General features: G+C 72.7%; 19 protein-coding genes, 3 tRNA genes and 1 pseudogene. 11 read left to right on the top strand and 12 right to left on the bottom strand.

All coding sequences use genetic code 11. The features are described from left to right. Nucleotides 1-168: 168 nt before the first annotated feature. Nucleotides 169-1,278, top strand: a complete 1,110-nt coding sequence (locus tag SSNG_RS18495) for a Glu/Leu/Phe/Val dehydrogenase dimerization domain-containing protein (RefSeq protein WP_007265398.1) — start codon at nucleotides 169-171, stop codon at nucleotides 1,276-1,278. Between the two features lie 276 nt (nucleotides 1,279-1,554). Continuing rightward, nucleotides 1,555-1,815 carry a DUF3073 domain-containing protein gene (locus tag SSNG_RS18490; RefSeq protein ID WP_007265397.1) on the top strand — a complete coding sequence of 87 codons (261 nt, stop codon included), beginning with the start codon at nucleotides 1,555-1,557 and terminating at the stop codon, nucleotides 1,813-1,815. Between the two features lie 109 nt (nucleotides 1,816-1,924). Here SSNG_RS18490 and purM read toward each other — a convergent pair whose 3' ends face one another. Both purM and purF read right to left on the bottom strand, forming a co-directional pair. Beyond that, nucleotides 1,925-3,010 carry a phosphoribosylformylglycinamidine cyclo-ligase gene (gene purM, locus SSNG_RS18485; protein WP_007265396.1) on the bottom strand — a complete coding sequence of 362 codons (1,086 nt, stop codon included), beginning with the start codon at nucleotides 3,008-3,010 and terminating at the stop codon, nucleotides 1,925-1,927. 119 nt (nucleotides 3,011-3,129) lie between these two features. Beyond that, on the bottom strand, nucleotides 3,130-4,647 hold the full coding sequence (purF, locus tag SSNG_RS18480; protein WP_007265395.1) for an amidophosphoribosyltransferase: 1,518 nt from the start codon (nucleotides 4,645-4,647) through the stop codon (nucleotides 3,130-3,132). Between the two features lie 359 nt (nucleotides 4,648-5,006). Here purF and SSNG_RS18475 point away from each other — a divergent pair, with 359 nt between their 5' ends. After that, complete coding sequence (locus tag SSNG_RS18475) at nucleotides 5,007-6,431, top strand: sulfatase-like hydrolase/transferase (RefSeq protein ID WP_042801328.1); 1,425 nt, start codon at nucleotides 5,007-5,009, stop codon at nucleotides 6,429-6,431. Between the two features lie 22 nt (nucleotides 6,432-6,453). On the opposite strand, the gene SSNG_RS18470 is transcribed toward SSNG_RS18475, so the two are convergent. The 5 genes from SSNG_RS18470 to purS all read right to left on the bottom strand — a co-directional run bounded on the left by SSNG_RS18470 (nucleotide 6,454) and on the right by purS (nucleotide 11,049). Further along, nucleotides 6,454-6,933: an META domain-containing protein gene (locus SSNG_RS18470; protein ID WP_050779662.1), complete on the bottom strand. Its 480-nt coding sequence runs from the start codon at nucleotides 6,931-6,933 to the stop codon at nucleotides 6,454-6,456. Nucleotides 6,934-6,984: 51 nt separating this feature from the next. After that, nucleotides 6,985-7,776: a maleylpyruvate isomerase family mycothiol-dependent enzyme gene (locus tag SSNG_RS18465; RefSeq protein ID WP_007265391.1), complete on the bottom strand. Its 792-nt coding sequence runs from the start codon at nucleotides 7,774-7,776 to the stop codon at nucleotides 6,985-6,987. Between the two features lie 98 nt (nucleotides 7,777-7,874). Next, entirely contained in the window at nucleotides 7,875-10,124 is a 2,250-nt protein-coding gene (gene purL, locus SSNG_RS18460) for a phosphoribosylformylglycinamidine synthase subunit PurL (RefSeq protein WP_007265390.1), read from the bottom strand. Then, complete coding sequence (gene purQ, locus SSNG_RS18455; protein WP_007265389.1) at nucleotides 10,121-10,801, bottom strand: phosphoribosylformylglycinamidine synthase subunit PurQ; 681 nt, start codon at nucleotides 10,799-10,801, stop codon at nucleotides 10,121-10,123. The genes purL and purQ overlap by 4 nt, the downstream gene beginning before the upstream one ends. Before the next feature lie 2 nt (nucleotides 10,802-10,803). Continuing rightward, nucleotides 10,804-11,049 carry a phosphoribosylformylglycinamidine synthase subunit PurS gene (gene purS, locus SSNG_RS18450; RefSeq protein ID WP_042801325.1) on the bottom strand — a complete coding sequence of 82 codons (246 nt, stop codon included), beginning with the start codon at nucleotides 11,047-11,049 and terminating at the stop codon, nucleotides 10,804-10,806. A 350-nt stretch (nucleotides 11,050-11,399) separates the two neighbouring features. On the opposite strand from purS, the gene SSNG_RS18445 reads away from it, so the two are divergent. The 8 genes from SSNG_RS18445 (at nucleotide 11,400) to SSNG_RS18410 (ending at nucleotide 15,974) form a co-directional block, all read left to right on the top strand. Beyond that, nucleotides 11,400-11,717, top strand: a complete 318-nt coding sequence (locus tag SSNG_RS18445; protein WP_007265387.1) for an Lsr2 family protein — start codon at nucleotides 11,400-11,402, stop codon at nucleotides 11,715-11,717. A 187-nt stretch (nucleotides 11,718-11,904) separates the two neighbouring features. Continuing rightward, nucleotides 11,905-11,976: transfer RNA gene (locus tag SSNG_RS18440), tRNA-Gly, on the top strand. A gap of 77 nt (nucleotides 11,977-12,053) precedes the next feature. Next, a tRNA-Gly gene (locus SSNG_RS18435) sits at nucleotides 12,054-12,126 on the top strand. Nucleotides 12,127-12,284: 158 nt separating this feature from the next. Beyond that, a complete protein-coding gene (locus SSNG_RS18430) occupies nucleotides 12,285-13,241 on the top strand; it encodes an ABC transporter ATP-binding protein (protein WP_007265386.1) in 957 nt (318 codons plus the stop codon). Next, a complete protein-coding gene (locus SSNG_RS18425) occupies nucleotides 13,238-13,999 on the top strand; it encodes an ABC transporter permease (protein WP_007265385.1) in 762 nt (253 codons plus the stop codon). The genes SSNG_RS18430 and SSNG_RS18425 overlap by 4 nt, the downstream gene beginning before the upstream one ends. 28 nt (nucleotides 14,000-14,027) lie before the next feature. Then, on the top strand, nucleotides 14,028-15,269 hold the full coding sequence (locus SSNG_RS18420) for a histidine kinase (RefSeq protein WP_007265384.1): 1,242 nt from the start codon (nucleotides 14,028-14,030) through the stop codon (nucleotides 15,267-15,269). Then, nucleotides 15,266-15,877 carry a response regulator transcription factor gene (locus tag SSNG_RS18415; protein WP_007265383.1) on the top strand — a complete coding sequence of 204 codons (612 nt, stop codon included), beginning with the start codon at nucleotides 15,266-15,268 and terminating at the stop codon, nucleotides 15,875-15,877. Before SSNG_RS18420 ends, SSNG_RS18415 begins: the two co-directional genes overlap by 4 nt. Before the next feature lie 24 nt (nucleotides 15,878-15,901). Further along, nucleotides 15,902-15,974 (top strand) — tRNA-Gly (locus SSNG_RS18410). 43 nt (nucleotides 15,975-16,017) lie between these two features. Here SSNG_RS18410 and SSNG_RS18405 read toward each other — a convergent pair. The 5 genes and pseudogenes from SSNG_RS18405 to SSNG_RS43910 form a co-directional block, all read right to left on the bottom strand. Next, on the bottom strand, nucleotides 16,018-16,920 hold the full coding sequence (locus SSNG_RS18405) for a phosphoribosylaminoimidazolesuccinocarboxamide synthase (protein WP_007265382.1): 903 nt from the start codon (nucleotides 16,918-16,920) through the stop codon (nucleotides 16,018-16,020). 76 nt (nucleotides 16,921-16,996) lie between these two features. Continuing rightward, nucleotides 16,997-18,502, bottom strand: coding sequence for a N,N-dimethylformamidase beta subunit family domain-containing protein (locus SSNG_RS18400; protein ID WP_007265381.1), 1,506 nt, complete (start codon nucleotides 18,500-18,502; stop codon nucleotides 16,997-16,999). Nucleotides 18,503-18,715: 213 nt separating this feature from the next. Then, on the bottom strand, nucleotides 18,716-20,518 hold the full coding sequence (locus SSNG_RS18395; RefSeq protein WP_007265380.1) for a hypothetical protein: 1,803 nt from the start codon (nucleotides 20,516-20,518) through the stop codon (nucleotides 18,716-18,718). Nucleotides 20,519-20,805: 287 nt separating this feature from the next. Beyond that, complete coding sequence (gene purD, locus SSNG_RS18390) at nucleotides 20,806-22,059, bottom strand: phosphoribosylamine--glycine ligase (RefSeq protein ID WP_007265379.1); 1,254 nt, start codon at nucleotides 22,057-22,059, stop codon at nucleotides 20,806-20,808. A gap of 60 nt (nucleotides 22,060-22,119) precedes the next feature. Further along, a pseudogene (locus tag SSNG_RS43910) lies at nucleotides 22,120-22,936 on the bottom strand (DNA polymerase III subunit gamma and tau); the annotation flags it as partial.

Here is a 22,936-nt window from a genome sequence, read left to right as displayed (position 1 = left end):
TTTCGGCGCTCCGGCTCACCTCCCGGGGCCGGGTAACCCGGGAGTGTTCCGATCCCCGGACAGGGGGTACCCCCGCGCGCCGCAGGTCTTACTCTGCTCCCAGTACGCCCTCCCCCACCCGCAGGGCGGGCGTCTTTCCGCCGCATCTCTTCCATGGGAGTCACCACCGTGACCGAAATGACCGACGGCGTCCTGCACACCCTGTTCCGCTCGGAGCAGGGCGGCCACGAGCAAGTCGTGCTGTGCCAGGACCGAGCCACGGGCCTCAAGGCCGTCATCGCCATCCACTCCACCGCCCTGGGCCCCGCCCTCGGCGGCACGCGCTTCCACGCGTACGCCTCGGACGAGGAAGCCGTCCGCGACGCGCTGAACCTCTCGCGCGGCATGTCGTACAAGAACGCCCTCGCAGGTCTCGACCTCGGCGGCGGCAAGGCCGTGATCATCGGCGACCCCTCCACCCTCAAGAGCGAGGAACTCCTGCTGGCCTACGGCCGGTTCGTGGAGTCGCTCGGCGGTCGCTACGTCACCGCCTGCGACGTCGGCACGTACGTCGCGGACATGGACGTCGTCGCCCGCGAGACCCGCTGGGCCACCGGCCGCTCCCCCGAGAACGGCGGCGCCGGCGACTCCTCCGTGCTCACCGCCTACGGCGTCTTCCAGGGCATGCGCGCCAGCGCCCAGCACCTGTGGGGCGACCCGACGCTGCGCGGCCGCAAGGTCGGTGTCGCGGGCGTCGGCAAGGTCGGCAAGCACCTGGTGCGGCACCTGCTGGAGGACGGCGCCGAGGTCGTGATCACGGACGTCCGCGAGGAGTCCGTCCGCGAGCTCCTCGACCTCCACCCGGAAGCGAAGCTCACCGCCGTGGCCGACACCGAGGCCCTGATCCGCGTGGAGGGCCTGGACATCTACGCCCCCTGCGCGCTCGGCGGCGCGCTGAACGACCACTCCGTCCCGGTCCTGACCGCGACGGTCGTCTGCGGTGCGGCGAACAACCAGCTCGCCCACCCCGGTGTGGAGAAGGACCTCGCGGACCGCGGGATCCTCTACGCCCCCGACTACGTGGTCAACGCGGGCGGGGTCATCCAGGTCGCCGACGAACTGCACGGCTTCGACTTCGACCGGTGCAAGGCGAAGGCCTCGAAGATCTTCGACACCACCCTGGCCATATTCGCACGTGCGAAGGCGGACGGGATCCCGCCGGCCGCCGCGGCCGACCGGATCGCCGAGCAGCGGATGTCCGAAGCCCTCGCGGAGCGCGCCGCGGCACGCAAGGCGTAGCCCTTCCGGGGCCCGCCGGAGCGCGGCGAGACAGAACTCACTGCGCTTCGGCGGGTCGGCGGCCAGGAAAGCGTTAAAATCGCAGCTGACCAGCGAGTACGGGGTGTCCCGCTGGTTCTGTGGAGAGGCACGTCATGCGGGCGGCGTACCGTATGGCCGCGGAAGCAGGTACCGTTAAACCCCTACGGACGGTCTCTCCACGGAGAGCCCGCTCCGAACCATGAACGCGTGTCAGACTCTGGGGCCGTCGAGCCCCGTCACCGAGGGGGTCGAGCCATGGGGCGCGGCCGGGCCAAGGCCAAGCAGACAAAGGTCGCCCGCCAGCTGAAGTACAACAGCGGCGGGACTGACCTCTCGCGTCTGGCCAATGAGCTGGGCGCATCGCCGACAGAGCCGCTGCCTATCAGCGCGCCGGTCGAAGTCGATGACGATCTGGACGACGACGACCCGTACGCCAAGTACGCGGATCTGTACAACGATGACGACGAGGACGAGGACGAGCAGTCCGGTCCCTCGGCGCACCGTCGCGGGGCTTGACGCACCGTTCCTCTGTTCACGGCGTGCGGACCCGCAGGCTGACTGAACTCGTTCCACATGTGCCGAAACCCGGTCCAGGGCATTGCCCCGGACCGGGTTTCAGTGCTGCTCAGACCGCGTAGCTCCCGGTCAGGGTGGCGCCCTCGGCGTGGTCGCCCCGGTCGAGGCTGCGTCGATCCTCGATGGCCCCGGCGACCCAGGCCTCGACGCCCCGGTCGGCGAGGGTGGTCAGGGCCACCTCCACCGACTCCTGCGGGACCACGGCCATCATGCCGACGCCCATGTTCAGGGTCTTCTCCAGCTCCAGCTGCTCGACGCTGCCGGCCTTGCCGACCAGGTCGAAGATCGCGCCGGGCGCCCAGGTGGAGCGGTCGACGGTGGCGTGCAGGTGGTCCGGGATGACCCGGGCGAGGTTCGCCGCGAGGCCGCCGCCCGTGATGTGCGAGTACGCGTGGACCTCGGCCGTCCGGGTGAGGGCCAGGCAGTCCAGCGAGTAGATCTTGGTCGGCTCCAGCAGCTCCTCGCCCAGGGTGCGGCCGAGCTCGTCGACGTGCTGGTCCAGGGACATCCCGGCCCGGTCGAAGAGGACGTGCCGGACGAGCGAGTACCCGTTCGAGTGAAGGCCGGACGAAGCCATCGCGATGACGGCGTCCCCCGTACGGATGCGATCGGCGCCGAGGAGGCGGTCGTACTCGACCACGCCCGTGCCGGCGCCGGCGACGTCGAAGTCGTCCGGGCCCAGCAGGCCCGGGTGCTCGGCGGTCTCGCCGCCGACGAGGGCGCAGCCGGCGAGGACGCAGCCCTCGGCGATGCCCTTCACGATCGCGGCGACACGCTCGGGGTGCACCTTGCCGACGCAGATGTAGTCGGTCATGAAGAGCGGCTCGGCGCCGCAGACGACGATGTCGTCCATGACCATGGCGACCAGGTCGTGGCCGATGGTGTCGTACACGCCCAGCTGGCGGGCGATGTCGACCTTGGTGCCCACGCCGTCGGTGGCCGAGGCCAGCAGGGGGCGCTCGTAGCGCTTGAGGGCGGAGGCGTCGAAGAGGCCGGCGAATCCGCCGAGGCCGCCGAGGACCTCGGGGCGCTGCGTCTTCTTCACCCACTCCTTCATCAGCTCGACGGCGCGGTCGCCCGCTTCGATGTCGACGCCGGCGGCTGCGTAGCTGGCACCGGTGGTCTTCTCTGTCATGACAGGCGAGAGCTTTCGTGTCGTTGCTGCGTGTGGTGCCGGGCCCCGGGAGAAGCCTCAAAGACAGGGCTCGGCGCAGGTGGAGCCGGGCCGGCCCGGAGAGGGCCGGCCCACGGTGCCTACGGGCGGCGGAGCGCGTCGGCGGCGTCGGTGCCGCCCGCGAGCTCGTTCTCCAGGAGCTGCTTGCCCAGGAGCTGCGGGTCGGGCAGCTCCATGGGGTACTCGCCGTCGAAGCAGGCGCGGCAGAGGTTGGGCTTCTGGATGGTGGTCGCCTCGACCATCGCGTCGAGCGAGATGTACGAGAGCGAGTCCGCGCCCAGCGACGTGGCGATCTCGTCGACCGTCATGCCGTTGGCGATCAGCTCGGCCCGGGTGGCGAAGTCGATGCCGAAGAAGCACGGCCACTTCACCGGCGGGGAGGAGATCCGGATGTGGACCTCGGCCGCACCGGCCTCGCGGAGCATCTTCACGAGGGCGCGCTGGGTGTTGCCGCGGACGATCGAGTCGTCGACGACGACGAGGCGCTTGCCCCGGATGACTTCCTTGAGCGGGTTGAGCTTGAGGCGGATGCCGAGCTGGCGGATCGTCTGCGAGGGCTGGATGAAGGTCCGGCCGACGTAGGCGTTCTTGACCAGGCCGGAGCCGTACGGGATCCCGCTGGCTTCGGCGTAGCCGACGGCTGCGGGCGTGCCGGACTCCGGCGTCGCTATCACCAGGTCGGCCTCGACCGGGGCCTCCTTGGCGAGGCGCCGGCCCATCTCGACGCGCGAGAGGTAGACGTTCCGGCCGGCGATGTCGGTGTCCGGGCGCGCCAGGTAGACGTACTCGAACACGCAGCCCTTGGGCTTCGCTTCTGCGAAGCGCGAGGTGCGCAGGCCGTTCTCGTCGATCGCGATGAGCTCGCCCGGCTCGACCTCGCGGACGAAGCTGGCGCCGCAGATGTCGAGGGCGGCGGTCTCGCTCGCGACCACCCAGCCGCGCTCCAGGCGGCCGAGGACCAGCGGGCGGATGCCCTGCGGGTCACGGGCGGTGTAGAGGGTTCCCTCGTCCATGAAGACCAGGGAGAAGGCGCCCTTGACCTGGGGGAGGACCTTGGCGGCCGACTCCTCGATGGTCAGGGGCTTGCCGTCCTCGTCGGTCTGTCCGGCGAGGAGGGCGGTGACCAGGTCGGTGTCGTTGGTGGCTGCCACCTGGGTGGCGCGGCCGTCCTGACGGGGGAGGTCGGCGACCATCTCGGCGAGCTCGGCGGTGTTCACCAGGTTGCCGTTGTGACCCAGGGCGATCGAGCCGTGGGCGGTCGCCCTGAAGGTGGGCTGAGCGTTCTCCCAGACGGAGGCTCCGGTGGTCGAGTAGCGGGCGTGACCGACCGCGATATGACCTTGGAGGGATCCGAGGGAGGTTTCGTCGAAGACCTGGGAAACGAGGCCCATGTCCTTGAAGACGAGGATCTGGGAACCGTTGCTCACAGCGATTCCCGCGGACTCTTGTCCGCGGTGCTGCAGTGCATACAGTCCGAAGTAGGTGAGCTTGGCGACCTCTTCACCCGGAGCCCAGACACCGAAGACGCCGCAAGCGTCCTGGGGGCCCTTCTCGCCGGGGAGCAGGTCGTGGTTGAGTCGTCCATCACCACGAGGCACACCACCGAGTGTAGGCGAGATCGACCACTGGTCCGAATTGGGGACGGCCGGGAAATCTCACAGCACAGAGGGTGACGGGGCGGCGCCGTCTCGTATTCCGATCACTTTGTTGACAGTTACGAGGGAATTCGTACAGGCTCTCGCCCCATGCAGCCTCTCGGTGACCGTGCCGTCACCCTCGTCGAGCGCCGCCACGTAGACCTGGTCCGTGTCGCGAGCGCCATCTGTCGCTGTTCTGCGTAGCCACAACTCTTTCTCCTCCTTCCTGATTTCGCCCGCCCCAGCCCCGCCCTGCCGTGCCGCGCGCCGTCCCGCGCCCGCCCGGGGCAGGGGCCGCCGGGCCGCGCCTTGGAGTTCTCGTGTCTTCGTACAACAGCAAGCTGTCCCGCCGTGCCTTCGGAGGGGCCGTCGGAGCGACCGCGGCCACCGCCGCCGTGGGGCTCGGCGCCACTCCGGCGCAGGCCGCCGACGCCCGCGAGGCGGGCCCTGAGGAGCGCGATTTCCGGGCCGCGCGGGGCCGGCAGTCCCGCCGCCCGAACATCCTGTTCATCCTCGGGGACGACCTCGGCTGGGCCGACCTCTCCTCGTACGGATCCCCCCACATCAAGACCCCGAACCTGGACCGCCTCGCCCGCCAGGGGGTCCGCTTCACCGACGCCTACTCCGGCTCCGCGACCTGCTCCCCGACCCGGTTCAGCCTGTACACCGGGCGCTACCCGGCCCGTACCAGGGGCGGTCTCGCGGAGCCGATCGCCGACAAGTCGGCGGGCCTGGACCCGACGCACCCGACGCTGGCCTCGCTGCTGAAGGAGGCCGGCTACGCCACCGCGCTGATCGGCAAGTGGCACGCCGGCTACCTGCCCGACTACAGCCCCACCAAGTCCGGTTGGGACACGTTCTTCGGGAACTTCGGCGGGGCCCTGGAGTACTACTCCAAGCTGGGCCTGGGCGGCGAGTACGACCTCTACGAGGGTGACGCCGAGTACAAGGACCTGCGCTACTACACGCGGATCATCACGGAGCGGGCGAGCGAGTACGTCTCCCGCGACCACGGCGGCAGGCCCTGGCTGCTGAACCTGAACTTCACCACCCCGCACTGGCCGTGGATCGCCGACGGCGACACCGCCGAGAGCGCCGAGATCGTCCGGCGGATCAAGGCGGGCGACGCTCGGGCGCTGTGGCACCAGGACGGCGGCTCGGTCCGGAAGTACAAGCAGATGGTCGAGGACCTCGACCGGTCGGTCGGCGAGGTGCTGCAGGCGCTGAGGCGCTCCGGCCAGGAGGAGAACACCCTGGTCGTCTTCTCCAGCGACAACGGCGGCGAGCGCTTCTCCTACAACTGGCCGCTGTCCGGCAACAAGGCCTCGCTCCAGGAGGGCGGGATCCGCGTGCCGAACATCGTCCGCTGGCCCGCCCGGCTGGACGGCGGCCAGGTCAGCCGGGTGCCCGTGTTCAGCCCCGACTGGACCGCGACCCTGCTGGAGGTGGCCGGCACCCGGCCGCACCGGGCGTACCCGCTGGACGGGGTGAGCCTGGCCGGATACCTGCTGCGCGGCGAGAAGCCGGCCGAGCGGGACCTGTTCTGGCGGGTGCGCGGGGAGCGGGCGCTGCGCCGGGGCGACTGGAAGTACTACCGCGGGAAGTCGGGGCGCGACCAGCTGTTCGACCTGGCCGGGGACCTGCGCGAGCAGGCCGACAAGGCGGCCGCCGAGCCGGCCCGGCTGGCGGAGCTGCGCAGGGCCTGGGAGGCCGTCGACGCCGGGCTGCTGCCCTACCCGGCCTGATCGGCGGGGGCGCCGGCCGGGGTCACTCCGCGGCGGAAGCCGCCTCGGCGGTGGCGGTGCTCCCGTCGGGGGCGGTGAGGGTGAGGGTCCCGCCCTGGACCTTCCAGGTCAGGGGCCCGGCGCCGAAGAGGGTGGTCAGGGCCCGCTCCACCTCCCCCGCCGCGCCCTCGCACGCCATCCGGGTGCTGGTCACCGGGCCGAAGGCCACGGTGGTGCCGTCGACGGTGACGGGGGCGCTGAAGCGGTTGCAGCCGAGGGTGCCGCTCGCCCCGCCCTCGGGGGTCAGGGTGAAGCGGGCCTCCCGGTCGCCGGGGGCGGTGGTCCCCGCGACGGAGCGCACGGTCCAGGCGGTCGCGATGAGCGGGGCGTCCGGGACGGGCGCCGTGGCGGGGGTCCGCACGGTCGGGGCGGCGTCGCCGCCGTCCTGCCCGTCCGCACTGCACGCGGTCAGGGCCAGTACGAGGGCCAGGGCGCCGGTCGTGAGGAGCCTGAGGGTACGCATGCCCCTGGGACGGTTCCCGCGCCCGGCCGGTTCCGTCCCGCTCAGCTCAGCTCAGCTCATCAGGGGCAGCAGCCCGGACAGGTCGGCGCGCTCGCCGCTGGCGCTGACCCGGGCGGCCTCCAGTTCCGCGGCCCAGCCGGTGCGGCCCGTCGCGAGCCGGATCCAGGTCAGCGGGTCGGTCTCCACCACGTTCGGCGGGGTGCCGCGGGTGTGGCGGGGGCCCTCGACGCACTGGACCACCGCGAAGGGCGGCACCCGTACCTCAACGGAACCGCCGGGGGCCTTGAGCGCGAGGGCGTCGGCGAGGAGCCGCGTACAGGCCGCGAGGGCCTGCCGCTCGAAGGGGATGCCGAGGCCCGCAGCACGGTTCAGGTCGTCGGTGTGGACGACCAGCTCGACGGTGCGGGTGACCAGGAAGTCGGCCAGGGTCATGTCCCCGATCCACAGGTCCAGCACCCGGCTGCCGGGGTTGGCCTCCAGCGCATCGGCGAGGCGGGCGCCGGCCTGCTCGTACAGCTCGGGGAGCGGGGCTCCGGTCAGGGTCTCCCGTGCCGCCTCGGAGATCTTCCCGGCGAGGGAGGCGGTGGCGAAGGGCCACTCGGCGGCGGTCAGCTCGGCGACGGCGGCCGGCGGCCGGGCGAGGCCGCGGGCCAGTGAGTCGGCGATCCACGCGACGTGCGCGGCGAGCTCGGCCACGCTCCACTGCCCGAGCCCGCTGGGCCGGGCGAGCTGCTCGGGGGTCAACTCCCGGACGGCCCGGGCCACATGTCCGAACTGGGCGGTGACCGCGGCGCGGATCTTCGCCTGGTCGTAGGTGCGCGGCTTCTTCTTGGCGGGCGGCATGGCCCGACCCTACTCGGGCGGGAGGAGGCCCGGACGGCCGTGGAAACGGCCGGCCCCCGCCCGGAAGGTTCCGGACGGGGGTCGGTCGGGGTGCGGGATCAGGCCAGCAGGCCCGGGATCGTCGCCTCGTGGGCCTCGCGGAGCTCGGCCAGGGGGAGGGTGAACTCGCCCTGGACCTCGATCGCGTCGCCGTCGACCACACCGATGCGGGCGGCCGGCAGGCCCCGCGCACCGCACATGTCGGTGAAGCGGAGCTCCTCGCTGCGCGGGACGGCCACGATGGCCCGGCCCGCGGACTCGGAGAACAGGAAGGTGAACGCGTCCAGGCCCTCCGGGACGACCACGCGCGCACCGTTGCCGCCCTTGAGGCAGGACTCGGTGAGCGCCTGGATGACGCCGCCGTCCGACAGGTCGTGCGCAGCGTCGATCATGCCGTCGCGCGAGGCGGAGATCAGGATCTCGGCGAGCAGCTTCTCGCGGCCCAGGTCCACCTTGGGCGGCAGGCCGCCGAGGTGGTCGTGGACGACCTGGGACCAGGCCGAGCCGCCGAACTCCTCGGCCGTGTCGCCCAGCAGGTACAGCAGCTGGCCGGCCTCCGCGAACGCCATCGGCGTACGGCGGTTGACGTCGTCGATGACGCCGAGGACCGCGACGACCGGGGTCGGGTGGATCGCGACGTCGCCCGTCTGGTTGTAGAGGGAGACGTTGCCACCGGTCACCGGGGTGCCCAGCTCCAGGCAGCCGTCCGCGAGACCGCGGCAGGCCTCCGCGAACTGCCACATGACGTCGGGGTCCTCGGGGGAGCCGAAGTTCAGGCAGTCGGAGATCGCGAGCGGCTTGGCGCCGGTCGCGGCCACGTTGCGGTAGGACTCCGCCAGCGCCAGCTGCGCGCCCGTGTACGGGTCGAGCTTGGCGTAGCGGCCGTTGCCGTCGGTGGCCATGGCGACGCCGAGGTTGGTCTCCTCGTCGATGCGGATCATGCCCGCGTCCTCGGGCTGCGACAGCACCGTGTTGCCCTGCACGAAGCGGTCGTACTGGTCGGTGACCCAGGACTTCGAGGCCTGGTTCGGGGAGGAGACCAGGGCCAGGACCTGCGCGCGGAGCTCCTCGGAGGTTCCCGGGCGGGGCAGCGCGCCGGCGTCGTCCGCCTGGAGGGCGTCCTGCCAGGAGGGACGGGCGTACGGGCGCTGGTAGACGGGGCCCTCGTGGGCGACGGTGCCCGGGGGCACGTCCACGATCTGCTCGCCGTGCCAGAAGATCTCCAGGCGCTCGCCGTCGGTCACCTCACCGATGACGGTGGCGATGACGTCCCACTTCTCGCAGATCTCCATGAAGCGGTCGACGTGCTGCGGCTCGACGATCGCGCACATGCGCTCCTGCGACTCGCTCATGAGGATTTCCTCGGGCGAGAGCGTCGCGTCGCGCAGCGGCACGGTGTCCAGCTCGACGCGCATGCCGCCGGAGCCGGCGGAGGCCAGCTCGCTCGTGGCGCAGGAGAGCCCGGCGCCGCCGAGGTCCTGGATGCCGGCGACCAGCTTCTCCTTGAAGATCTCCAGGGTGCACTCGATGAGGAGCTTCTCCTGGAAGGGGTCGCCGACCTGCACCGCGGGGCGCTTGGTGGGCTTGGTGTCGTCGAAGGTCTCGGACGCGAGGACCGAGACGCCGCCGATGCCGTCGCCGCCGGTGCGGGCGCCGTAGAGGATGACCTTGTTGCCGGGGCCGGAGGCCTTGGCGAGGTGGATGTCCTCGTGCTTCATCACGCCGATGCAGCCGGCGTTGACCAGCGGGTTGCCCTGGTAGCACTCGTCGAAGACGACCTCGCCGCCGATGTTCGGCAGGCCCAGGCAGTTGCCGTAGCCGCCGATGCCGGCGACGACGCCCGGCAGGACGCGCTTGGTGTCGGGGTGGTCGGCCGCGCCGAAGCGCAGCGGGTCCACGACCGCGACGGGGCGGGCGCCCATGGCCAGGATGTCGCGGACGATGCCGCCGATGCCGGTGGCGGCGCCCTGGTAGGGCTCGATGTACGAGGGGTGGTTGTGCGACTCGACCTTGAAGGTGACCGCGTAGCCCTGGCCGACGTCGACGACGCCGGCGTTCTCGCCGATGCCGACGAGCATGGCGTCGTTCTTGGGGGCCTTCTTGCCGAACTGGGCGAGGTGGACCTTGCTGCTCTTGTACGAGCAGTGCTCGGACCACATGACGGAGTACATCGCGAGCTCGGCGCCGGTGGGACGGCGGCCGAGGATCTCGCGGATCCGGGCGTACTCGTCCTCCTTGAGGCCGAGTTCCTTCCAGGGCTGGGAGGCGTCCGGCGTCTCGGTGGCGTTCTTTACGGTGTCGAGGCTCATGCGCTGACCAGCTTCTTCAGGACCGACGTGAAGAACGGGAGGCCGTCGGTGCGGCCGGTCCCGATCAGCGGCTCGACCGCGTGCTCGGGGTGCGGCATGAGGCCGACGACGTTGCCCGCGGCGTTGGTGATGCCGGCGATGTCGCGCAGCGAGCCGTTGGGGTTCACGTCCACGTAGCGGAAGGCCACTCGGCCTTCGGCCTCCAGTTCGTCGAGCGTGCGCTCGTCGGCGACGTACCGGCCGTCCATGTTCTTGAGCGGCACGGAGATCTCCTGGCCGGCGGTGTAGTCGCCGGTCCACGCGGTGTCCGCGTGCTCCACCCGCAGCTTCTGGTCGCGGCAGATGAAGTGGAGGTGGTTGTTGCGGAGCATCGCCCCCGGCAGCAGGTGGGCCTCGGTGAGGACCTGGAAGCCGTTGCAGATGCCGAGGACGGGCATGCCGGCCTTGGCCTGCTCGATGATGGTCTCCATCACCGGCGAGAACCGGGAGATGGCTCCGGCGCGCAGGTAGTCCCCGTAGGAGAAGCCGCCCGCCAGGACGACCGCGTCGACCTGGTGCAGGTCCTTGTCGCGGTGCCAGAGCGAGACCGGCTCGGCCCCCGCGAGGCGGACGGCGCGCAGCGAGTCACGGTCGTCGAGCGTTCCGGGGAACGTGACGACTCCGATGCGTGTGGTCACCGTCAGGCCTCGACCTTCACGGTGAAGTCTTCGATGACGGTGTTGGCGAGGAACGTTTCGGCCATCTTGTGGATGCGGTCGAGGGCGGCCTGGTCGACCGGTCCCTCCACCTCCAGTTCGAAACGCTTCCCCTGGCGGACGTCGGCGATCCCATCGAAGCCCAGGCGCGGCAGTGCACGCTGCACCGCCTGGCCCTGGGGGTCGAGGATCTCCGGCTTGAGCATGACGTCGACTACGACGCGTGCCACTGGCACTCCCGATGAGGTGGTTGGTGCGAAGGCGGTTCCCTCAGCGTACCCGCCCGAAATTTCTACGCGGGTAGATATCCGCGGCGTCCGAACCTTCCGCCGTTTCGGCTTCACCAACGCTTCGCAAAATCCACCGGAAAACCACGCCCTCGCCATTGCGACGGGACACGCGGGGACAATTAACTGGGCTTCGCAATTCAAGGGGAATCGCGGTACAAAGGAATCAGCCGGGACCGTAACATTTGCCGCTTCGCTACGGGCACGGTTTGCCGCATTCCTCCGAAACCTCCACACAGGCGACATCACCGCACGTCAGCGGGCGGCGACGGCGCACGAAGGGACCGATATCCGTGGCGCAGCGCGTAGTAGTCACGATCTCCGACGACATCGATGGCGGAGAAGCGGCGGAAACGGTCACGTTCGCCCTGGACGGTAAGTCGTACGAGATCGACCTCAATGCGGCCAACGCAAAGAAACTGCGGAAGACCCTGGCCCCCTTCGTGGCCGCCGGCCGCCGCCGGTCGCGCTCCGGGAAGGCGTTCAAGACGACGTCGATCGCGCCGGACCCGGCGGTCGTGCGGGCCTGGGCGCGCTCGCACGGGCACGACGTGCCGCCGCGGGGCCGCATCCCCAAGACCGTCTACAGCGCGTACGAGGCCGCCCACTGACCACCCGCCGACCGTCCGGTGGCCGCCCACTGACCACCCGCCGACCGTCCGGTGGCCGCCCGGTGACCATCGGGCGGCCGTCCGTCCGGTGGTCCGCCGACCCGGATTTGCCATGCACCCCCTCCGATCGGCTAATGTGTGGATCACGCCGAGGGGCGAGGCCGAAAGGCAAGAACCCCGAAGTCGTGCGGGTGTAGTTCAGTAGCAGAACACCCCCCTTCCAGGGGGGAGGCGCAGTGTGCAATCCCTGTCACCCGCTCTGCACCGCTTACCGACCACCGTTGTGGATCAGGTAGAGTAGTGCTCGCATCGCGACGGCCCCGGTCGTAGCGAGATGCGGACGTAGCTCAGTTGGTAGAGCACCACCTTGCCAAGGTGGATGTCGCGCGTTCGAGTCGCGTCGTCCGCTCAGTGAACGAAGGCCCCGATCGGAATCCGATCGGGGCCTTCGTCATTTCCCTCCCCTCTCCCGCTCTTGTGACGCGGCGCACACCCGATGACAAATGTCATCGCCGACGGTGACAGCGCGCACTGCTCCGCCCGCCGGGCCGCCGCGAGGCTTGAGCCATGACCACCGACACAGTGATCCAGGCAGAGGAACTGCGCCGCGGCTACGCCGGGGGCTTCGAAGCCGTGCGGGGCGTCAGCTTCTCGGTGGCCCGCGGCGAGGTCTTCGCCCTGCTCGGCACCAACGGCGCCGGCAAGACCTCCACGGTCGAGTTGCTGGAAGGGCTCGCCGCCCCGACCGGCGGGCAGGTCCGCGTCTTCGGCCTCGACCCCCACACCCGGCGGGCCGAGGTCCGCCCGCGGACCGGGGTCATGCTCCAGGAGGGCGGCTTCCCCTCGGACCTGTCGGTGACCGAGACCGTCCGGATGTGGAGCGGGGTCACCACCGGTGCCCGCCCCGCGGCGGAGGTCCTGGAGATGGTCGGACTGGCCGCGCGGGCTTCCGTACGCGTCAAGCAGCTGTCGGGCGGCGAGCGGCGGCGGCTCGACCTCGCGCTCGCCCTGCTGGGCCGGCCGGAGGTGCTCTTCCTCGACGAGCCGACCACCGGGATGGACCCCGAGGGCCGCCAGGACACCTGGGCCCTCGTCCGGGAACTGCGCGCGCAGGGCACCACGGTGCTGCTGACCACGCACTACCTGGAGGAGGCCGAGCAGCTCGCCGACCGCCTCGCGATCCTCCACGAGGGGGAACTGGTCCTGTCGGGCACCCCCGAGGAGGTGACGGCCACCCAGCCGTCCCGGATCCGCTTCGCCCTGCCCGCCGGCGTCCCGGCCGCCCGGCTCCCCCTGGAGCTGCGCGCGGCCGCCGACGGACAGCAGGTCGAGATCCGCACCGACCGGCTCCAGCACGACCTGGGCGCACTCCTGAACTGGGCCGACGCGGCCGGGGTGGCACTGGCCGGGCTCGACGCCCGCCACGCCTCCCTGGAGGAGGCCTTCCTGGAGATCGCCCGGAACCGGCGCCACGCGGGCACCGGCGCTCTTGCCCACGACGACACGATGGCGGGGACCCGATGAACAGCATGACCCTGAACCCCGGCCGGACCGCGGCACTCGGCCGCTCCGAGCTGACCCTGCTCCTGCGCAACCGGGCCGCGCTGAGCGTGGCCGTGCTGCTGCCCGCCCTGATGGTGTTCGTCCTGCGCTCCTCCGTCGGCGGGGACACCGCGGCCGCCGTCGCCGAGGCCACCCTCACCGGCGGCATCGGGATGGTGCTGCTGCTCGTCGTCTACATGAACCTGGTCTCCGCGTACGTCGCCCGCCGCGAGGAACTCGTACTGAAGCGGCTGCGCACCGGGGAGGCCGGCGACCTGGAGATCCTCGCCGGGAGCGCGCTGCCCGCCACCGCCATCGCCCTCGCACAGATCGCCGCGCTCACCGTGGCGGGCGCCGCGGTGCTGGACGCGCCGATGCCCGACAACCCGGCGCTGGTCGCGGCCGGCGTGCTCGCCGCGATGCCGCTGCTCGCCGGACTGGCCGCGCTCACCAGCGCGTTCACCCGCAACGTGGAGACCGCGGGGCTGACCACGCTGCCGCTGTTCCTGGCGACGATGATCGGCTCCGGGGTGTTCGCCCCGACGGACAAGATGCCCGACGTGGTGGCCTCGGTGTGCGAACTCCTGCCGCTCAGCGGGGTGATGACCCTCGTCCGGGCCGGCTGGAGCGGCGGGACCTCGGGGTACGACCTGCTGGGGGCCGCGCTCACCACGCTGGCCTGGATGATCGTCACGGTGTTTGCTGTCCAGCGGTGGTTCCGTTGGGAACCGCGACGCTGACCAGAGCGAAGAGCCGGGGGGACGGAACGTGTCGAAGCTGACCGGGTGGTGGAAGAAGCGCAGCAGTGCGGGGAAGGTCGAGCTGTACACACGCTGGTCCTTCCACCTGTTCGTGCTCATCGAGATCGTGTCCTTCGGACTGGTCGCCGTCGTCTCCAGCACGGAGAACGACACCCCACGAGCAGTGGCCCTCGTCTGCCTCGGCGTGGTCGTCGCCCACTCGGTCCTCGTCGGCTTCCTCTCGTCCAGGGCCCTCGACGCCGTGTGCGGCCGCCGCGAACGCCCGGTCAGGCTCGCGGTGGTGACCACCGCCGCCACCGCCGCGGCCGTACTGCTCTTCCTGTTCCTGCGCCGGTTCGGCAGCCTCGACGAATCCGTGGCCCCAGGCCTCGTGGTGGGGGTGACCTGCTTCGGCTGCGGATCCCTCGTCCTCGCCGTGGAGAAGGTCCAGCACATGAAGTACGTACCCCTGGTCGCCGCGGTGGGCACCGCGGCGACCGTCGCCGCCCTCGGCCTGCCGCTCGGCGAGGCCGTCGGGTACTTCGTCGCCGTCCTGGTCGCCGGCGTCTTCCTCGCCTTCACCTGCGGGTTCTCCGGCTGGCTGCTGCGCACCGTCTACGAACTCGACCACGCCCGGGAAGTCCAGGCGCAGTTGGCGGTCGCCGAGGAGCGGCTGCGCTTCGGGCGGGACCTGCACGACGTGATGGGCCGCAACCTGGCGGTGATCGCCCTCAAGAGCGAGCTGGCGGTGCAGCTGGCCCGACGCGAACGCCCCGAGGCCGTGGACCAGATGATCGAGGTGCAGCGGATCGCGCGCGAGTCGCAGCGGGAGGTGCGCGACGTCGTGCGCGGCTACCGGGAGGCGGACCTCTCCGTGGAGCTGGAGGGCGCGCGCGGGGTGCTGAGCGCGGCCGGGATGGACTGCCGGGTCGAGTACGCGACGGCCGGGCGGCAGCTGCCGGGCGAGGTGCAGTCGGCCCTGGGCTGGGTGGTCCGGGAGGCGACGACGAACGTCCTGCGGCACGGGGACGCGCGCAGCTGCCTGATCCGGCTCGCCGCCCCGGCGGACTCGGGCACGGTGACGCTGCTGGTGGAGAACGACGGGGTGCCCGAGACACCCGCCGGAATGCCCGGATCCGGGCTCGCGGGGCTGCGGGAGCGGCTCGCGGCGGTGGACGGGACCCTGCTGGCGGGGCCGGCCGAGGGCGGCCGGTTCCGGCTGCGGGCCGAGGTCCCCCTGGACACACGACGAGTGGAGGTGCGGGCGTGAGCCCCGTACGCGTACTTCTGGCCGACGACGAACACCTGATCCGGGGCGCGCTGGCCGCACTGCTGGGCCTGGAGGACGACCTCGTCGTCGTGGCCGAGGCGGCCTCCGGGCCGGAGGCGCTGGCGATGGCGCGGGCACACCGGCCGGACGTGGCGGTGCTGGACCTCCAGATGCCGGGCGCCGACGGTGTGAGCGTGGCCACATCGCTGCGGGCCGAACTGCCCGACTGCAAGACCATGATCGTGACCAGTCACGGGCGTCCCGGACACCTCAAGCGGGCCCTCGCGGCCGGGGTGCGGGCCTTCGCGCCGAAGACGGTCTCGGCACAGCGGCTGGCCGAGCTGATCCGCACCGTGCACGCAGGAGGGCGGTACGTGGACCCCGAGTTGGCGGCCGACGCGATCAGCGCGGGCGACTCCCCGCTGACCGCCCGCGAGGCAGAGGTGCTGGAACTCGCGGCGGACGGGGCGCCGATCGCGGAGATCGCGGAGCGGGCCTCGCTGTCGCAGGGGACCGTACGCAACTACCTGTCGTCGGCGGCGACGAAGCTCGGCGCGGAGAACCGGCACACCGCAGTGCGTCTCGCACGCCAGCGGGGTTGGGTATAGTAGGTCTCGCGCTACGGCGCACAGGCGGACATAGCTCAGTTGGTAGAGCACCACCTTGCCAAGGTGGATGTCGCGCGTTCGAGTCGCGTTGTCCGCTCAGCTGACGAAGGCCCCGATCACCGATCGGGGCCTTCGTCGTGTCAGCTCCAGGTCTGGCCGGTGAGGCGCTCGTAGGCCTCGACGTACTTGGCGCGGGTCTGCGCCACGACCTCCTGCGGGAGGACCGGCGGCGGGAGCTCGCCCTTGGAGTCCCAGCCGGAGGCCGGGGAGGCCAGCCAGTCGCGGACGTACTGCTTGTCGAACGACGGCTGGGTGCGGCCCGGCTGCCACTGGTCGGCCGGCCAGAAGCGGGAGGAGTCCGGGGTCAGGACCTCGTCGGCGGCGACGAGCGTGCCGTCCTCGTCGAAGCCGAACTCGAACTTGGTGTCCGCCAGGATGATGCCGCGCTCGCGGGCGATGTCGCGGGCGCGCCCGTACACGGCGAGGGTGGTCTGGCGCAGCAGCGCAGCCGTCTCGGCGCCGGTGGTGCGGGCGACCTCCTCGTAGGAGACGTTCTCGTCGTGGTCGCCCACCTCGGCCTTGGCGGCCGGGGTGAAGATCGGGGCGGGCAGCTCGGAGCCGTCCACCAGGCCCTCGGGGAGGGCGAGTCCGCAGACCGTGCGGGTCTGGACGTACTCCTTGAGGCCGGAGCCGGTGAGGTAGCCGCGGGCCACGCACTCGACGGGGACCATGTCCAGGCTCTTGCAGACCAGCGTGCGGCCCTCCCAGTCGGCGGGGGCGCCGGCGGGCAGGTCGGTGCCGAGGACGTGGTTGGGGACCAGGTCGGCGAGCTGCTCGAACCACCAGAGGGAGAGCTGCGTCAGGATGCGGCCCTTCTCCGGGATCTCGGTGGGCAGCACCCAGTCGGCGGCGGAGATGCGGTCGCTGGCGACCATCACGAGGTTGCCGTCCTCGTCGCGGTAGAGGTCGCGGACCTTGCCGGTGTGGAGGTGGGCGAGGCCGGGCACCTGCACCGGCTCGGGCTTTTCGACGAATCCGGGCACGGGGTCTCCCTGTGGTTCTGTACGAGCGCGGGACCATTCTCCCGCACCCGTTCGCGAACGGGGACAACGGGTCCGGTCAGTCCCGCTTGCAGATCCGGTCGAGGAGGTTCGCCGTGGCCCGCTGGACCCGCTCGTCCACGTGCCCGGGGCGGTCGAGCGCCGGGGACCAGGCGAAGGTGCCGGACGCGAAGACCAGGGCGCCGCTCGGGGCCCGGTAGAGGGAGGTCTCCTGGTGGCGCTTGGCCCCCTCGCCGTCGAGGTACGGGGAGTGCGCGAGCAGGATCCGGTCCTGGTGCTCGGGGAGCTGGGTGCGCGGGAAGTAGCGGTCGGCCTCGCCGGCCACCAGCCCGTCGAGCTCGTCGTTCTCGGCGGCGCCGGTGGAGTCCCAGAGCCAGTGCGTGGCGTTGCGGACGATCAGCGGCGCGGGCTCGGGGACCCGCCCCGCGTACTGGATGCCGAGCAGCTGCTGTTCGGGGCGGTCGATCTCGCGCCACAGGCTGGGGCGGCCGGGGCCGCGGCGTTTTCGGCAGGTCAGGAGCCGGTCCTCGACCCCGGAGGGCGAGGGGGACAGCTCGACCTGCCAGTACATCGTGTTCGCGGAGAGGAAGACGAGGGAGGTGCCGTGGTCGCGGGCGCGCTCGACGGTGCGGCGCATGGGGAGCGACCAGTACTCGTCGTGGCCGGGGAAGACCAGGCCCCGGTAGCGGGTCGGGTCGACTCGGCCGGAGTGCAGGTCGCGGGTGTCGGCGTAGGCGAGGTCGTAGCCGTAGCGCTCGGCCCAGCGGATGAAGTCGTAGGCGTGGCCCACGTGCAGCGGCAGGCCGGCGCCCGCGTAGGGGCGGTCGAAGGAGACGGTGATGGCGGCGTCGCGCTCGCCGAGCAGCCGGCCCTGCTCGTCCCAGGCGTGGTAGAGGCTGGCGCCCGTGCGGCCGTCCTCGGGGTAGAGGTTGTAGGCCTGCCAGGTGATGTCCGGGAGCAGCAGGAGGAGGTCGGCGGGGTGGTCGTCGCGGACCGTGAAGGGGATGTGGGAGCGGTAGCCGTCGGCGGTGGTGAGGACGGCCACGTAGGCGCCGATGCTCCAGTACGAGGGGACCTGGAGCCGCCAGGAGAGCCACCAGTGGTGGCAGGAGACGGTGCGGTCGGCGGTGAGCGGGGGCGGCTGGACGATGCCGGACAGCCGGGGGCTCGTGGTGATCTTGGAGGCGCCGTCGCCGCCGTAGTGGCCGATCCGGTAGACGTCGACGGAGAACTGCTGGGGCGGGTCGACGGTGATGTGGAAGTCGATGGCCTCGCCGGGGGCGACGGCTCCGGTGGAGGCGAAGCCCTTGATCTGCCGGTGGACGTCGTCGGCGGTGCGGGGGCCGCCGCCCCGCGGGCCCTGGGCGGGGACGCCGGGGCGGCGGCCCGGGCCCTGGCCGGGGGTGGCGACGGCGGGGTCCACGTACCAGGGGACCACCTGGCCGGTGTCGTCGAAGTACAGTTCGCTGCCCCGGAACCAGGGCAGGGGCCCCTGTCCGAAGGGATCGGTCACCGCGTGCGCGAGCGCACCCGACTCCCAACGCCGGATCTGGTCCGCACCCATACCGCTCCCCTCCCTCGCTCCCCCGAACGCCTTTGTTCCCGTCAGGTGCGCGGCGGTATTTCGGACACCTTTCCGCGACCGGTCCCAAGCACATCACATAACGCACTCACTCCGTCACCGTTCGTCGTGAATTGACGTGACCGGAACGCGGGGCGGGCGATTCAGGCGGGCGATTCAGGCGAGCGCTCCGGGCGAGCGCTCCGGGCGGGCGCCTCAGAGGAGGCGTACGGGCTTCTCGGGGCGTACGCCGAGCTCGGCGAGCCAGTCGCGCAGCGGCGCCGGGTCCCCGTCCTCGACGAGGGAGAGCACGCGGGGGGCGAGATCGGCGCGGCGCTCGCCGCCGACCAGCAGGACGGGGCCGTCCAGCCAGTCCAGGCCGGGGCCCGCGCCGGCCGAGTCCACGGCGGCGCAGCAGACCAGGGCGGTGACGTGGTCGGCGAGCAGGTCGCGGCCGCTGCGCGGGGGCTGGAGCGGGAACAGCGGCAGCGTGTCCGCGCCGCCGCGCGGCTCGGGCCTGGCGGCTCCGGCGGCGCGCTCCTCCCGGGCCAGGTCGCCGCTGAGCCGGCCGGCGAGGGCCTCCCCGGCCGCGCCCTCCCCGGCGGGGTCGGTGAGGTAGCCGAGGACCCGCTCCAGCGTCGCCCCGGCCGGGGGAACGGGTTCGCCCGCGGCGGCGGCCCGGTCCGCGGGGCGGACGGCGGCGGGGGCGGCGGCGGGGCCGCCGGGGGCACCCGGGGCGCCGCTCACGGCGGCTTCGGCCGGGGCGGGGGCGCCCGTGGTGACGGGCACGGGCTCCGCCGGGGCCGCGGGGGCGTCCAGCCGGGGCTGGGCGGCGTCGGGCGGCGGCGGGTCCGCCGGGACGGACAGGGCGTCCAGGGCGGCGTGCAGGCGGGCCGCCTCGGTGCGCCACTTGCGGTCCACGACCTCGTGCGGGTAGGCCGCCCAGTCCACGGGGGACCAGTCCGGGCCCGCCTCGGCCGGGCCGCCGTGGAACAGCCGGGCCGCCAGCAGGGAGGCGGCCTCGTCGACCACGCCGGGCTGCTCCAGCAGGTCGCAGGCGGGGCGCTCGCCGAGCCGCGAGGTGAACCCCTCGGCCAGCCGGTCCCGCCGGGACAGTTCGGTCAGGGCCGAGACCACCCCGGCGTCCAGGTGCGCCGGCCAGCGGCCCATCCGCCAGGCGGGCAGCGCGACCCGGGTCAGCAGCCGGTCCCAGCCCGCGTAGGCGAGGCCGACCTGCTCCTGGGCGACGATGCGCAGGCCGTAGTCCACGTCCTGTGCGCGGTCGGAGGCGGCGGCGGCCACCCCGCGCTCCATCTCGGCGGCGTCCGTCCGGCACATCCGCAGCAGCAGCCGGGCCGGGCGGCCGATCCAGCCCAGGCCGGGCCTGCCGCCGATGTCCACCGCCGCGTCGAGCCCGCGGACGAAGCCGCGCGCGTCGGCTATGTCCGGGTGCGCGGAGGGGCCCGTGCCGGCGACGACGGGCGCGAGGACGGCCCGCAGCTCGGCGACCCGCATCCACCACAGGAACGGCGAGCCGATCACCAGCACGGGGGCCGCGCCGGGCTCCGACTCCGGGCCGGTGCCCGTGCCCCTGCGGCGGTGGGCGGCATGGGCGCGGTCCTCCAGCCAGCTGTCGCAGTCCGGGGTGAGGGCTATCGCGGAGGGCGCGGGGACGTCCATCCTGTCGGCCAGGTCCCGCACGAGGCGGTAGAGGTCGGGGGCGGCGGCTTCCGGCAGCGGCACCGTCGGGGTCACGGCGGGACCCGCGCGCAGCACCACCGCGCCGAATATCGCGCCCGCCAGCAGCACCAGCGCGGCCACCGCGCAGACGGCCAGGGTCACCGCCGGCCAGGGGTCACCGGCCAGCCGGCCCGTCATCCGGGCGGCGACGAGCACCACCGCGAGGGCGGCGGGCAGCAGCACGGCGGCCGTGGCCCTGCTGCGGACCCGCAGCACGGCGAGGGCCCGCGAACGCGCGGACGGCGCGCCCACTTCTGCGATCGAACCGGTTCCGGACACGGCCGGACCTCACCCCCTCTGCCCTGCGGCGGCTTTGCTCACTCCCCCACTGTGACACCCGCCACTGACATCGCAATGCCGGTGGGCCATGTGCCGGAATGCTTGCGCCGCACCCTAGTTGGGGCGGGGGCGGACGTCAGGCGGTCCGGGCGACGATCACCCGATGGAATGGCTTTGGGTAAAGGTGGCTGCGTTCGAAGGCGGCCGGATGCAGTCGCACGCGTACGCACGCGCGGGCCCGGTGCGCGTCTCCGCGCCCCGGGCCCGCGTCATGACGGTCGTGCTGGTCAGCGGCCTTCGGCCGCCTTGGCGGCAATGTCCGTGCGGTGCTGGGAGCCGTCGAGCTTGATCCGCCCGACCGCCTTATACGCCTTCTCGCGCGCCTGCGCCAGGTCGGAACCGGTCGCCGTCACCGACAGGACGCGACCGCCCGCGCTGACGACGGCATCGCCCTCGCGGCGGGTCCCGGCGTGCAGCACGTACGCGTCGGGAGCGTCCTCGGCCGCCACGTCGCCGAGGCCCTCGATCGGGTCGCCGGTGCGCGGGGTGCCGGGGTAGTTGTGCGAGGCGATGACGACCGTGACGGCCGCGTCGTCGCTCCAGTTCAGCGCCGGGAGGGCGTCCAGGGTGCCGTTCGCGGCGTTCAGCAGCACGCCGGCGAGGGGGGTGCGCAGCCGGGCCAGGACCACCTGGGTCTCGGGGTCGCCGAAGCGGGCGTTGAACTCGATGACGCGGGTGCCGCGGCTGGTGATGGCCAGGCCCGCGTAGAGCAGCCCGGAGAAGGGGGTGCCGCGGTGGCGGAGCTCGTCCACGGTCGGCTGGAGGACCAGCTCCATGACCTCGTCGACCAGCTTCGGGTCCGCCCACGGGAGCGGCGAGTACGCGCCCATGCCGCCGGTGTTGGGGCCCTCGTCGCCGTCGAGCGCGCGCTTGAAGTCCTGGGCGGGCTGCAGCGGCAGCACGGTGACGCCGTCGGTGATCGCGAAGAGGGAGACCTCGGGGCCGTCGAGGTACTCCTCGATGACGACCCGGTCGCAGGCCAGCGCGTGGTCCCGGGCGACGGCCCGGTCCTCGGTGACGACGACGCCCTTGCCGGCGGCGAGGCCGTCGTCCTTGACCACGTACGGGGCGCCGAAGGCGTCGAGGGCCGCGTCGACCTCCTCGGCGGTGGTGCAGACGTAGCTGCGCGCGGTCGGGACCCCGGCCGCGGCCATGACGTCCTTGGCGAAGGCCTTGGAGCCCTCCAGCTGCGCGGCCTCCGCGGACGGTCCGAAGACCGGGATGCCGGCCGCGCGGACGGCGTCCGCCACGCCGGCGACGAGGGGGGCCTCCGGGCCGACGACGACCAGCCCGGCGCCCAGCTCGACGGCGAGGGCGGCGACCGCCGCGCCGTCGAGGGCGTCGACCGGGCGCAGCTCCGCCACCTCGGCGATGCCGGCGTTGCCGGGGGCGCAGTACAGCGCGGAGACGTCGGGGTCGAGGGACAGAGAGCGGCACAGGGCGTGTTCGCGGGCGCCGCCGCCGATGACGAGGACCTTCACGCCGCCCAGGGTAGCCCGGACGGCGCGGCCGGTTTCGTGCGGCCACCCAATCAGCGGGGCCTACTCGTTCGTGTATTCCTCCACAACGGTCGCCCCGAGCTCGCGCACGATCAGGTCGTGTCCGGTCAGGGCGCTGTCCACGAGGTCCGGGTCGTCCGCCTCCGGGACGTCGTCCTCGGGGGCGACCGGCGAGGGCGCCTGCTGCACGGGCGGCCGCGGCGCGGGCGCCGCCTGCGGGGGCGGCGGCTGGTACGCGGGCGGCTGCGGGACCTGCTGCGACGGCGGGGCCTGCGGGGCCGCCGGGGGCGGGCTGTAGGCGGGGGCGGCCGGCGCGGAGTAGGAGGAGTTCGAGGAGGGCGCGGCCGGGGCCGGCCCGCCGCCCCCGACCACGGCGTCGATCTTCCAGTTGACCTGGAACTGCTCGGCCAGGACCGCCTTGAGGACGTCCTCGCTGCCGCTGCTCGCGAAGTTGTCGCGGGCTCCGGCGTTGGGGAAGCCGAGCTGGAGGGTGGTCCCGTCGAAGCCGGTGACCTGGGCGTTCTGGCTGAGCAGGATCCAGGTGAAGCGGCGGCGGTTCTTGACGGCCTCCAGGACGCCGGGCCACATCGCCTGGACCTGCCCGGCTCCGGCCGCCATCTCGGCGGAGGGCGCGGCGGCCGACGGGGCGGGTGCGGAGGCCGCGGAGGCCGCCGGAGCGGGGGTGGGCGCGGGAGCGGCCGGGGCTCCGCTGCCGGGCACGGCGGCACTGGGCCACGCCCCGGCGGCGGGTGCGGCCGGGGCGGCGGGGGCGGCCGGCGTGGAGGCCCCGGGCCAGGCGCCGGGGGCGGGCGCCCCGCTGCCGGGCTGCGCGGCCCCGGGCCACGCACCGGGCGCGGGC

It is taken from the genome of Streptomyces sp. C (assembly GCF_000158895.1).
GTDB lineage: Bacteria > Actinomycetota > Actinomycetes > Streptomycetales > Streptomycetaceae > Streptomyces > Streptomyces racemochromogenes.
The sequence above is the reverse complement of the archived record's forward strand: the minus strand, read 5'-3'. Positions and strand labels throughout refer to the sequence as shown.